This is a genomic window from Phytobacter massiliensis JC163 (genome assembly GCF_000321045.1).
Classification (GTDB): Bacteria; Pseudomonadota; Gammaproteobacteria; order Enterobacterales; family Enterobacteriaceae; genus Phytobacter_A; species Phytobacter_A massiliensis.
In genome coordinates this window covers 535,952-548,510 of the sequence record NZ_HE578946.1, presented here as the reverse complement: position 1 = coordinate 548,510, position 12,559 = coordinate 535,952, and the positions used below count along the sequence as shown (strand labels likewise).

Below are 12,559 nucleotides of genomic sequence, written 5' to 3'. Positions count from 1 at the left end.
CTTACTGGCTGACAAAGGCCAGTAATTCCGCCAGCGAGCCTTCATTACTATGAGCATTCAGTTCTATGCAGGCGTCGCTACAGTTACCGTATACGTTATTGAAATTGTCACGCTGCTGTTTTAAACGGGCGATTGCCGCCGGAATTTGATCGGTATCGCGCACGGGCTGGAAAAAAGCGGCAGCCAGAGAACGAGGCTGTTTTTTCCCTATTTCTGCCAGTGCGTAAGTGGCATAGGCGCGGGATGCGAAGCTATTTTGCTTGCCGGTGGGTGAAACGGTAAGTGCCGTTTCGGTAAGGGCCGCGATAGCGCGTTTTGCCAGCTCTTCATTACCACCCAGGTTTTCCACCAGCAGATCGCGGCTAATGCATACATAGGTATAAAAAAGCGCAGAGGCAAAACCCTGATCGCCCATGTGTGCAGAGCCAGCGTCTTCCTCTTTCTTATTAAGATCGTCAACGGCAGTGAAAAAATCAGACTCAACGGTCACGGCGCTGACGCCGAGAGCATGAGAGACCTGACAGGCAGCTTCAACGTTAAACTCCGGTGAGGACGCCAACATACGCCCAAACAAAGCCATGTCCACGCTGCGCTGCTCTTTTCGCAACAGCTTCAGTTCTTCATCACCAGGCTCACGGTTTTCCTTAATTAGCGTTTCCACCAATTGCTTAATTAACGCAATTTCATGCTGACTAACATGAACAATTTGTTCGATTTCGAGATTTTTTTCATCACGCGCATTTTTGTCATTTTTCAGCTTGCCGAACTGTTCCGCAATTTTCTTCGCCGTACTCATCACTAATTTATCGGCAATACCCGCGTTTTTCATCGGCTGATAAACATAGTCGATTCCAATCCTGCGAGTGCGCTTACCGATAAACCCATCCATTGCTTCTTCGAACGTTTCCGACACACGCCAGGCACGTTTAAGGCTTTGCGATGAAACGCGCAGGCGCTCTACGCCGCCCATAAAGGCCGTTTTGGGCCTGCCCGACTCATCGCGGTTAAGATTTGCAGGGGCATAGGCAGTTAATAAATGCAGTTGAATAAAAGTGGTCATCGTTAAGTCCTTCTAAAAATGATTATTTGTGCGACGTGGAAAGATATTCGTTTGCCCAACGGATACGGTTTCGCTCAAAGGGATTGCGAGGCTCGGGCTCATGCTGTTCGCGCCGTTGCCACTCCTCCATCCACAGGAAAATACTGTCGGCCAGCGACAGAATATTTACGCCATCCTTGCCGCGAATCTTCACGGCCTGAATTAATAACTGGCAAAAGGTTTCCGGGTCAGAGGCTTTCAGCAAACGTTCAAAGCGCAACCCTGAGACACAGGAGGTTGAGCCATTGAGCTTTTCCCCCAACTGCGCGGCAAAACTGGGTTTGTCCTTGTTGCTTTTTATATGGACGGCAACGCTGACAAAGAGCGCCAGCGCCATCTCTCCCAATGGCTGTAAGAGCATATGTTTAAGCAGGGCCTGACGGAGAGCATCATAACCTTCGCACATCATTACGCCGTAAGGCGGCTCCATTCTTTTCAGTTCTGCCCGCCAGGCGCGGCCATTGATACGTTTACCCTCTTCGCGCTCATTACGCTCAGATAACAGGGTAAACCAGTCAATCAGTGCTTTTTGCGCCTCAGGATGAACGATTCTGCATAACGCCGCGGTATTGCTGTTCAGCATATTTGGCTTCCTTCTTTTATTCGACCAGCGCCAGTACGTCCTTTCGCGCTTTATTTTTACGATAACTGCTTTCCAGATCCTGCCGGGCCGTCAGCTGGCGTAGCAGGATCTCGTCCGGGCTATCAGGATCGGTAAGAGCGTCACGATCAAAGACATGAAATAGATAGAGGTGTAGATCGCGTTCCCACTGGCGCACAGCAGCATGCGTTAACGTGTCGTTACGTTGCGGATCCTCTGCTAATGCGTTTATGAGTGCGCGATAGGCAGGCTCGGTCTCCTGCCAGAAAGCGATATCCACCATACTGAAATCGAATTTGGCCTCTTTTGGCTTATCAAATTTGGCATTTTTTAGCCCGTTTCTCAGCAGCGATAGCGCCTCGGACGCCAGCACCAGTACCTTGTTAAGGGCATCCCGAAACAGCTCTGGATGGGAAACACTGATTAATGGGATTCGGTGCTGATACCAGCAACGGGCCTTGGCGTTATCCATATCCCAGGCAAAGCACCATAAGCTCAGGTTCTTACGCCGCCCGGCGGCGCTGACCACCTTTGCAGGCTGCATTTTGTTGAACTTGTCTTCGCGCTCCAGCATAAGTCCCAGCCAGTCTTTATAACTTAGCCCGCCTGGCTGCCCTTTTAACGCCAGCCAGGGAGCGGAGGGATCTTTCGCTGCCTGTCGATAAGGCGAGAACGGATGCAGCCAGCCGTCATACTGAACGCCATAGTTTTTACTGCGCATCTGCAGCAGTAACGATTCGTGGTTTTCTCCGCATAAATCGCAGCGGCCCTGACAGGTATCGTGGAAATCAAGCTCAATACGGCGCGGCATACCCCAGTAAGCCTGTAACGGATGGGCGTTCTCCTGCGTAACAACATTCCCGGCTTTCTCGCTGGTTCTGGTCGCGGTCAGCCAGGGGAAAATGAGCGGAAACTGGGCCGCAGTCGGCGCATTTTCCTGCGGCAATACGTTGAGCCACAGCTTTTTCCAGAGCGGATATTTTTCTTCTTCCTGCGGCACGACCAGGGTGGTGAGCGGCCCACCGCCGCGCATTCCTACCCGATAACCCGCGCCACCAGCGGGTGAGTTCGTTTGGATTGCATAGAGGGCCATTACAGCGCAGTGAGGGCAGATTTTTTCTACGCTGCCGCGCTTAACAAAATGATCTTTATTAAGCTTAAGCGTGTTGCCGCCTGGCGCATCAACCAGCAGTCCGGCGATAGGGCCGTTTTCGCTATCCAGAGAATCGAAACTTTGTAGGAACGACGGCTTTTTTTCACCAAACTGAAAGGCGGGAGCAAGCGCCTGTAGCGCCTCGTTCCACTGGCCTTCTTCGATACCTTCGTTCCAGACGTCTTCCCAGACATATTTATCTTCCGGCGCCACGGTGCATTGTAAAATGCCGATTAGCATCTGCCATGCCGCGCCCTGAAAGTCAGCCCGGGGCCACGCCATATCCCTGACGTTGTCATTCAGGATTTCAGAAAGCGAGATTTTCGTTATTTCACCGTCAGAGAGGATGACGGGTAGCCATTTTTCGGTAAGTAAATCCATTTAGTTTCTCCAGGGTCACATCCTCAAAAGATATACAACCTGAAATGTCGCATCTCATTTATACAACCAGAACTCGTTGAGTGAAAATTTGTTAATGCCATAGGGAAAATAGCGATGACATCTCAAAATAACCAGTTCGTGTTCATGGCCTCGCGTTAATATTGTTATCATCATAATTTTTAATGGACAACTAAAAAGTGACGACCATGGAATTTCATGATTTCCTTCATTACTGGGGAAAAACAAATAGATCAAAAAATATCATAAGCGCCCCCTATCATTTACTGGCATATCATTGCCTCGACGTTGCCGCATGTGGATTTCACATAATTAAAAACAATACATTTGGCACTAAAGATATACTTAATAAATGTGACATGACCGGCACAGAGGCTGAAAACTGGTTAGTCTGGTTTCTCGCCAGCCATGATATTGGCAAGTTTGCCAGAGGCTTCCAAAAATATGCGCTCTTTCCCGATTCGCCATTAGTTCCACCCATCAAGGGTATTACCGCCTTTGAGCGACATGATTCTTTAGGTTTTTATTTATGGGAAGAATTATTAGAACAATGGAGCGAAGGTGAAAACAGCATTATTGCAGGCATTGAGCCGAAACAGCGAAGCAGATTCAAAGGTGCTCTGAATATCTGGATGACGATCGGTACCGGGCACCATGGTCTCCCCCCCAATACGTTAAAAAATAGCTGCTCACTGGCATTCAGCGATGACGATTTCGTTGCGGCAACGCATTATCTTGAGACGCTAAACTCGCTATTTCCTTTTACGCTTCCGCAGGCGTGGGGAACCCGGTCTGGCAGGAAAGCGCTCCAAAAGCACAGTTGGTTTTTTGCCGGTCTGGTAACGATTGCCGACTGGATGGGCTCAGATGAAACACTGTTCCCGTTAATCAGCGAACCCATGTCTCTGGAAGAATATTGGCCTCTGGCCTGCGAAAAAGCCCGGCAAGCCACTGACAAACTTCCCCCGCAGTCACCCCACAGTCAGTATCAAAGCCACCTCACGCTGTTTCCCTTTATTCAGTCCCTCACACCACTGCAGAAAAAGGCAAATGAGCTGGATATTTCTGCCCCCGGACCTCAACTGGTCGTGATGGAAGACGTGACCGGTGCAGGCAAAACAGAAGCAGCACTCATCCTCGCCCATCGTTTAATGTCAGCGAACAAAGGCCATGGTCTGTATGTTGGGCTACCAACAATGGCAACCGCAAACGCCATGTATAAACGGCTGGCGACGGCATATCGCGCATTGTTCGCTAAAGATGCCAGGCCTTCTCTCATACTCGCACACGGCGGGCGAGAAATGTCGGATGCGTTTCGCCAGTCCATCTGGCAACCCTCGGAAGAGATGGCAGAAAATTACGCGCCTGCCGACAGCAGCGCGGTCAGCGAATGCCATGCCTGGTTTGCTGATTCCCGCAAAAAGGCACTCCTGGCAGAGGTAGGCGTCGGCACAATAGATCAGTTATTAATGGCGGTCATGCCTTTTCGCCATCAGTCGCTGAGATTACTGGGGATGCGCGGTAAAATTTTACTGCTTGATGAGGTCCATGCTTACGATGGCTATATGGTGAAACTCCTGGAAGGGTTATTACGTTTCCACGCAGCCCAGGGGGGTAGCGCGATTATTCTGAGCGCAACGCTGCCCGCCTCTTTACGGGAAAAACTACTCGCAGCATTTAATGAAGGTGCCGGATTTAGCGCTATCGAAGGCAGGGCTGATGCGGGTTACCCCTGGTTAAGCAGCCTCAGCTCCGGGGGGTTATATGAACAACTTCTTACCACGCGTCCTGAAGTTCAGCGCACCGTTGCTGTTAACTGGATACAGCAGCCGCAGGAAGCGCTGGATATTATTCATCGCGTAGTGGCCGAGGGGCAGTGCATTTGCTGGATACGCAATACCGTAGACGATGCGCTGGGCGTTTATCAGCAATTATTACGTGAAGGCGTTATACCTGAACAAGATTTACTGCTCTTTCACAGCCGTTTCACGTTTGCTGACCGGCTGGATATTGAGGAAAAGACGCTCAGCTGGTTCGGAAAGAGCGCGGACGTTAGCGAACGACGCGGCAAAGTGTTGATTGCTACTCAGGTTGTTGAACAGAGCCTCGATTTAGATTTCGACTGGATGATCTCCGATCTGGCCCCTGTTGATTTGCTTATCCAACGAGCCGGACGGTTACAGCGCCATATTCGTGATACCCAGGGCAACTGTAAGCAGCAACTGCCCGATGAGCGTCCTGCACCTGTTCTCACTATTCTTGCTCCTGAGTGGCAACCCGATGCGGAGCGAGGGTGGTTGGGTCAGGCGTTACGGGGCACAGGATATGTTTACGCAGATCACGGCTGCCTGTGGCGAACCCAGGCCGTGCTAAGAAAGACGGGCGCAATACGTATGCCAGAGGAGGCGCGCAGGCTGGTAGATGGCGTTTATGAGCAAAAAATTGAAGCCCCGCCCGCACTACAAACCGTCTCCGATCTGGAGTTTGGTAAGGTTCTGAGCCGCCGCTCTGTTGCAGGTCAGCACTTGTTACGTGAAGAGAAGGGTTATGACCGGGAGGCCAGTGATTTCCGGTGGGATGAAGATATCGAGCTTTCAACACGCTTAGGTGAAAAAAGTCTGGATATTTATCTGGCGTGGCTGGATGCAGACGATCGGTTACAACCCGTTGCCAGGGATAGCGAGTTTCGCTGGGAGAAAAGCCGCCTTTCTGTACGGGAGTCATGGTGGCGGAAACATCATGAGAAACTGTCTCGCCCCAGTGAAGAAATATTAGAAATTTTCCGGAAGAGTCAGCATCGTCCCTCAGCATATATCGTTCTGGTTAATAAAAATGGCGAGGCGCCGTATTACAGTAAGCGCGTTGGTTTGATGGGGGACATAGAGGCTGGTTAATTCAGTGGCCATCCCCGCTGGCGCGGGGAAAACTGCGCCTCATGGCCCACCGGTACCACCCGATCCGGTCTATCCCCGCTCGCGCGGGGAACACCCAGGCAAACTCGCGAAACGCCGCACTGTTCACGGTTTATCCCCGCTCGCGCGGGGGAACACAATTACGCCTCAAAACAAACCAAATCAAGGTTCGGTTTATCCCCGCTCGCGCGGGGAACACAAATCAGCCTCTAACTTAGACGGCAGGCGGCGCGGTTTATCCCCGCTCGCGCGGGGAACACTTTTACTGTTCATGAGAAATCTACTGGCCTCACGGTTTATCCCCGCTCGCGCGGGGAACACGCCAGGAGCGGAGTTAGTCGAAACCAACGACGGCGGTTTATCCCCGCTCGCGCGGGGAACACCTCCGCCCCGGTCGGAGAAGCCACATGGTTTGCGGTTTATCCCCGCTCGCGCGGGGAACACGCCGGTTACCGACACTGCCGTCGCCTCGTTAACGGTTTATCCCCGCTCGCGCGGGGAACACCTTCCTCTGGTACATGGCCTGATGCGGATACACGGTTTATCCCCGCTCGCGCGGGGAACACCACGGCATTGCGATTATTAAATCGTTCGAAGCCGGTTTATCCCCGCTCGCGCGGGGAACACTCTAAGCATAACATATTGAATCTACATCCCTTTTTCCACCCTCAAAATTCCACCAACTTTTCCCTGTTTTTTAAAGAACACTAATTCTTTGATTTTACGGAAAAAGTAAAATAGCGCTGCGGACGATATCGCATTTCACCAAAGCTTTTTGCTTTTTCACTTTTGAAATAAAAAACGCCCGGGCGTTAGCCCAGGCGTCCGGTTTCAACCTGATTAAAAACTTACCCTTCGTGCAGCCCGCACTCGCGTTTAAGGCCGAAGAAGCGGGTCTCTTCTTCTGACATGCCCGGTTCCCACTTGCGCGTGGTATGGGTATCGCCAACGGAGAGGTAACCCTGGTCCCACAGCGGGTGGTATTTCAGGCCGTGCTTTTGCAGGTACTGGTAAACCGTGCGGTTGTCCCAGTCGATGATCGGCAGCACCTTGAAGACACCGCGCTGGATGCCAAGCACCGGCAGGTTAGCACGGCTGCCCGACTGCTCCCGGCGCAGGCCGGCAAACCAGGTCTGCGCGCCAAGCTCTTTCAGCGCCCGGTTCATGGGCTCTACTTTGTTGATATCGTTGTACTTCTCGATACCTTCAACGCCCTGCTCCCACAGTTTGCCGTAGCGGGCCTCCTGCCAGGCGGGGCTTTGCGCGGCGCGGTAAATTTGCAGGTTCAGCTTGAGCTTGTCCGTCAGCTCATCAATAAACTGGTAGGTCTCCGGGAACAGATACCCGGTATCGGTCAGAATCACCGGGATGTTGGGATGAACCTGATTGACCAGATGAAGGCTCACTGCCGCCTGAATGCCGAAGCTCGAAGAGAGCACATACTCTCCCGGCAGGTTTTCCAGCGCCCAGGCAACACGCTGTTCGGCGGTTTGCGCTTCCAGCTGCGCGTTCGTCTCCGCCAGCGCCTGCGCACGTTCCTCTTTGTTCAGGCTGTTCAGGGCGGTCAGATTGAGTACGGACATAGTAACCTCTCGTTTGTTCTTCCCCCTCTCTCAGCAATGAGAGAAAGGGAAGGCTGACGTTATTCCCAGAAATCTCTGGCCGGGTCGAGCACCGGGCGAATAACGCCGGTGCGGACAGTAAAGTCGCCGAAACCTTCGCCTGCGTTTCGTTCGGTTGCCCAGCGGCCAATCAGTTCATCCAGCGTGGCGATAATCTCCGGCTCGGTAATGTTCTCTTTGAACATTCTGGGGATGCGCGTGCCCATCCGGTTGCCGCCCAGATGCAGGTTATAGCGTCCCGGCGCTTTGCCCACCAGGCCCACTTCCGCCAGCAGCGCGCGGCCACAGCCGTTCGGGCAGCCGGTGACGCGCAGAACAATATGCTCATCGCCAACGCTGTGCTTCTCCATCACCGCCTCCACTTTATCGACGAACGAGGGCAGGAAGCGCTCGGCTTCGGCCATCGCCAGCGGACAGGTGGGGAATGACACGCAGGCCATCGAGTTTTCCCGCTGCGGTTTTACCGCCGCCATCAATCCGTGACTGCGCGCCAGCTGCTCGATTTCCGCTTTCTGGCTCTCCGGCACGCCAGCAATAATCAGGTTCTGATTTGCCGTCAGACGGAAATCTCCCTGGTGGATCTTCGCGATCTCCAGCAGGCCGGTTTTCAGAGGACGATCGGGGAAATCCAGGATCCGCCCGTTTTCAATAAACAGCGTCAGATGCCATTTATTATCGATCCCTTTCACCCAGCCAATGCGATCGCCGCGGCCAGTGAACTCATAGGGACGAATCGGTTCGAATGTAATACCCGCGCGGCGTTCCACTTCGGCTTTAAACGTCTCGGGGCCAACGCGCTCAAGGGTGTATTTGGTTTTGGCGTTTTTACGATCGGTACGGTTGCCCCAGTCGCGCTGGGTCGTTACCACCGCCTCCGCCACCGCCAGCGTGTGCGCCAGCGGCAGATAGCCAAACTCGGTGGCAGTGCGGGCATAGGTTTTCTTGTTGCCATGTTCGATAGAGAGACCGCCGCCCACCAGCAGGTTGAAGCCCACCAGCCTGCCGTGTTCCGCCACGGCGACAAAGTTCATGTCGTTAGCGTGCAGATCCACGTCGTTCTGCGGCGGAATCACCACCGTGGTTTTAAATTTACGCGGCAGGTAGGTCTTCCCGAGGATCGGCTCTTCATCGGTGGTAGCGACTTTCTCCGCGTCATGCCAGATCTCGGCATAGGCGCGGGTGCGCGGCAGCAGATGCTCAGAGATCTTCTTCGCCCACTCGTACGCTTCGGCGTGCAGCTCAGACTCCACCGGGTTAGAGGTGCACAGCACGTTACGGTTCATATCGTTGGCCGTCGCCAGGGCGTCAAGCCCCACCTCGTGCAGCATCTGATGCGCCGGTTTGACATTCTTTTTCAGAATGCCGTGAAACTGGAAAGTCTGGCGGTTGGTCAGACGGATGCTGCCGTAAAGGGTTTTATCGGCGGCGAACTTGTCGATAGAGAGCCACTGCTTCGGCGTGATAATGCCGCCCGGCAGGCGGCAACGCAGCATCATGGCGTGACGCGGCTCCAGCTTCTGTTCGGCGCGCTCGGCGCGAATATCACGATCGTCCTGCTGATACATACCGTGAAAACGGATCAGCAGGAAGTTGTCGCCCCGAAAACCGCCGGTCAGGCCGTCGTTTAAATCTTCCGCAATGGTGCCGCGCAGATAGTTGCTCTCGGCCTTCATACGTTCAGCGTCGGCCAGTTTACCTTCGACCACCAGTGGGCCTGGATATTTTTCGCTCATTAGTAGACATCTCGCTGATAACGGCGCTCAACGCGCAGCTCACTTAAAAATTCGTCCGCCGCTTCGGCATCCATCCCGCCAAATTCGGCAATCACGTCCAGTAAAGCCTGCTCAACGTCTCTCGCCATGCGAGTGGCGTCGCCGCAGACATAAATATGCGCGCCGTCATTAATCCAGCGCCACAGCTCCGCGCCCTGCTGGCGCAGTTTGTCTTGTACGTAGACTTTTTCTTTTTGATCGCGTGACCAGGCCAGATCGATGCGGCTCAGCACGCCCTCTTTCACGTAGCGCTGCCACTCCACCTGGTAGAGGAAATCTTCGGTGAAGTGCGGGTTACCAAAAAAGAGCCAGTTTTTGCCAGGCGCCTCTTCGGCGGCACGCTGCTGCATAAACGCGCGAAACGGCGCGATGCCGGTGCCAGGGCCAATCATAATGACCGGCGTTTCCGGGTTCTGCGGCAGGCGGAAGTTATCGTTATGTTCGATAAAGATGCGTACCTCGCCATCTTCTTCGACGCGGTCGGCCAGGAAACTGGAAGCCCCGCCAGCCCGCGCGCGCCCCTCTACGTCGTAACGTACCACGCCAACCGTCACGTGCACTTCACTTTCCACTTCCGCCTGAGCCGACGCAATAGAGTAGAGACGCGGCGTCAGCGGGCGCAGCAAGCCCGTCAGCGCCTGCGCATCCAGCTGCGCCGGAGCGAAACGTACCATGTCTACAATGGGGGTGGTCGCCGCATAGTGCTGGAGCTTTGCTTTATCGCCAACCAGTGGCAGCAGCGTTTCGTTACGGGTCAGGGTGGCGTAGTTCTCGACAATGTTGGCGGTGTTGACGGTCAGTTCAAAATGCCACTGCAGCGCTTCAGCCAGCGGCAGCGTTTTTCCATCGACGCTCACCTGCTCGTCGCCTTTCAGCCACAGCAGTTCAACCAGCTCTTTGACCAGGGCCGGGTCGTTCTGATACCAGACGCCCAGCGCGTCGCCCGGCTGGTAACGCAGCCCGGAGTCGCCCAGATCGATTTCAATATGACGAACGTCTTTTTCCGAGTTGCGGCCGGTAATTTTCTGGTTCACCGACAGCGTGGCGGTGAGAGGCTCTTCTTTGGTATAGGGGCTGGAGAAGACTTCGTTCACCGCGCCGCTTGCGGTAACGGCAGCCTGCGCGGGCGTCTCCTGCGGGACGCGAGATTTCAGTACCTCAACCACCCTGGCGCGCCATTCGGCCGCGGCAGGCTGATATTCAACGTCCGCATCCACGCGATCGAGCAGGCGTTCTGCCCCCAGTTCCGCCAGCTTGCTGTCGAAATCTTTCCCGCACTGGCAGAAAAATTCATAAGAAGTATCGCCCAGGCCGAAAACGGCAAAGGCGGCGCCGTTAAGCTTCGGCGCTTTTTTAGAGAACAGGAATTTATGTAACGCAACGGCTTCTTCCGGCGGCTCCCCTTCCCCCTGGGTCGAGGCCACCACGACCAGCAGTTTTTCGTTGGCGATCTGTTTGAATTTATAGTCGCCCGCGTTAACCAGATTGACGTTGAGTTTCGCCGCCAGTAAATCATCGCGCAACGCTTCTGCGACGCGGCGCGCGTTGCCGGTTTGTGAGGCGGAAATCAGCGTAATGGCTGGCGTTTCAACCGCAGGCGCAGGCGTAGCGGCTGCTACTGCGCCTGGCTGCTGGTTAAGCACGCCCCAGAAATAGCCGGAAACCCAGGCAAGCTGCGTGGGCGTTAAGTCAGTGGTGGCCGCCTGAAGGCGCGCCATTTGCTCCGGGTTCAGCGGAAGCAAAGCGGAAGGTGGTGCCTGAGTCGTCATGCGTCGTTATGTTCCAGTAAGCAAAGCTGTTTCGCGCCCTGTCAGCGCCGGAAAACAGAAAAGAAGGGTAGGTTAACGGTGTGGATAATAACAATTAAAGAAAGGTTGGAAATAATTAATAACTAAACGGACTAACCTGTTTTATTTATAGTTTTTAACAGTAAAAGTGTTTAACTAACCAGCTGAATTATAGAGGGAAACGCTATCACCCGTGGTGTTTTCGGCAGGCTTGACGCTTTTGGCGGTTTTAGTTAATGCTAAAAAAGGTCATTTCGGCTACCATGCGGCGGTTTTTTAAGCCAGAGAGCCAAGTATGTCTACCACCTTATTCAAAGACTTCATGTTTGAAGCCGCCCACCACCTTCCGCACGTTCCCGCAGGCCATAAATGTGGTCGTCTTCATGGTCATTCATTTATGGTGCGCCTGGAAATCACGGGCGATGTAGATCCGCATACCGGCTGGATTATGGATTTCGCCGAGCTGAAAGCGGCGTTTAAGCCCACCTACGATCGGCTCGATCATTACTATTTAAACGAGATCCCCGGCCTTGAAAACCCGACCAGCGAAGTGCTGGCCCGCTGGATCTGGGAGCAGGTGAAGCCTGCGGTTCCACTGCTGAGCGCGGTGATGATTAAAGAGACCTGCACGGCTGGCTGTGTTTATCGCGGCGAATAGGTTGCGGCTGGGTTGGTAATGTATTCGGTTTATCCCCGTTTGCGCGGGGAACACTCTTCTTTTATCTCGATCACCGCCTCAACCGGCGGTTTATCCCCGCTCGCGCGAGGAACACGACTTTTCGCTATCAAGAGCAGCTAAAGCCAACGGTTTATCCCCGCTCACGCGGGGAACACTCTGAGCCAGATATCTTCACCTACGCGCTCACCCGGTTTATCCCCGCTCGCGCGGGGAACACGCGGATGCAGCAACAAAAGCTGCTGTAGCGTCCGGTTTATCCCCGCTCGCGCGGGGAACACGAGTTTTAGAATGTCTTTGATGCCGCCCATATCGGTTTATCCCCGCTCGCGCGGGGAACACCCCCGGAGGAAAACAAATGCGCGGCTCAGTGACGGTTTATCCCCGCTCGCGCGGGGAACACGCGTTCAATTTCGGCGATAATCAGCGCGGCTGCGGTTTATCCCCGCTCGCGCGGGGAACACGTGAAAGCTACGGCATGGAAACTGACGCTGAACGGTTTATCCCCGCTCGCGCGGGGAACACTCATCGGTAATTT

8 protein-coding genes and 2 CRISPR repeat arrays (1 of these 10 only partly in view) are annotated in these 12,559 nt (G+C 54.0%); of the genes, 2 read left to right on the top strand and 6 right to left on the bottom strand.

Going from position 1 to position 12,559, the window contains the following annotated elements; translation table 11 throughout:
* Position 1 precedes the first annotated feature (1 nt).
* From cas7e to casA, 3 genes are read right to left on the bottom strand one after another with little or no spacing between them, the layout of a single operon-like run.
* The gene (gene cas7e, locus ENTHG_RS12975) at positions 2 to 1,060 is read right to left on the bottom strand and encodes a type I-E CRISPR-associated protein Cas7/Cse4/CasC (protein ID WP_044180303.1); all 1,059 of its coding nucleotides are present in this window, start codon (positions 1,058 to 1,060) and stop codon (positions 2 to 4) included.
* Positions 1,061 to 1,082: 22 nt separating this feature from the next.
* Positions 1,083 to 1,682 carry a type I-E CRISPR-associated protein Cse2/CasB gene (gene casB / locus ENTHG_RS12970; RefSeq protein ID WP_044180301.1) on the bottom strand — a complete coding sequence of 200 codons (600 nt, stop codon included), beginning with the start codon at positions 1,680 to 1,682 and terminating at the stop codon, positions 1,083 to 1,085.
* A gap of 16 nt (positions 1,683 to 1,698) precedes the next feature.
* Entirely contained in the window at positions 1,699 to 3,234 is a 1,536-nt protein-coding gene (gene casA, locus ENTHG_RS12965; protein ID WP_044180299.1) for a type I-E CRISPR-associated protein Cse1/CasA, read from the bottom strand.
* 206 nt (positions 3,235 to 3,440) lie between these two features.
* On the opposite strand from casA, the gene ENTHG_RS12960 reads away from it, so the two are divergent.
* Positions 3,441 to 6,146 carry a CRISPR-associated helicase/endonuclease Cas3 gene (locus ENTHG_RS12960; RefSeq protein WP_106403263.1) on the top strand — a complete coding sequence of 902 codons (2,706 nt, stop codon included), beginning with the start codon at positions 3,441 to 3,443 and terminating at the stop codon, positions 6,144 to 6,146.
* Between the two features lie 65 nt (positions 6,147 to 6,211).
* Positions 6,212 to 6,791: a CRISPR direct-repeat array (repeat unit 29 nt; unit sequence CGGTTTATCCCCGCTCGCGCGGGGAACAC).
* A gap of 221 nt (positions 6,792 to 7,012) precedes the next feature.
* On the opposite strand, the gene cysH is transcribed toward ENTHG_RS12960, so the two are convergent.
* From cysH to cysJ, 3 genes are read right to left on the bottom strand one after another with little or no spacing between them, the layout of a single operon-like run.
* Positions 7,013 to 7,747, bottom strand: coding sequence for a phosphoadenosine phosphosulfate reductase (gene cysH / locus ENTHG_RS12955; RefSeq protein WP_044180295.1), 735 nt, complete (start codon positions 7,745 to 7,747; stop codon positions 7,013 to 7,015).
* Positions 7,748 to 7,806: 59 nt separating this feature from the next.
* A complete protein-coding gene (cysI, locus tag ENTHG_RS12950; protein ID WP_044180293.1) occupies positions 7,807 to 9,519 on the bottom strand; it encodes an assimilatory sulfite reductase (NADPH) hemoprotein subunit in 1,713 nt (570 codons plus the stop codon).
* Entirely contained in the window at positions 9,519 to 11,327 is a 1,809-nt protein-coding gene (gene cysJ, locus ENTHG_RS12945) for an NADPH-dependent assimilatory sulfite reductase flavoprotein subunit (RefSeq protein WP_044180291.1), read from the bottom strand. Before cysJ ends, cysI begins: the two co-directional genes overlap by 1 nt.
* Positions 11,328 to 11,640: 313 nt before the next feature.
* Between cysJ and queD the strand changes: the two genes are divergently transcribed.
* Entirely contained in the window at positions 11,641 to 12,003 is a 363-nt protein-coding gene (queD, locus tag ENTHG_RS12940) for a 6-carboxytetrahydropterin synthase QueD (RefSeq protein ID WP_044180289.1), read from the top strand.
* Between the two features lie 25 nt (positions 12,004 to 12,028).
* A CRISPR array of direct repeats spans positions 12,029 to 12,559; the repeat unit is 29 nt; unit sequence CGGTTTATCCCCGCTCGCGCGGGGAACAC; it runs 598 nt beyond the window's last position.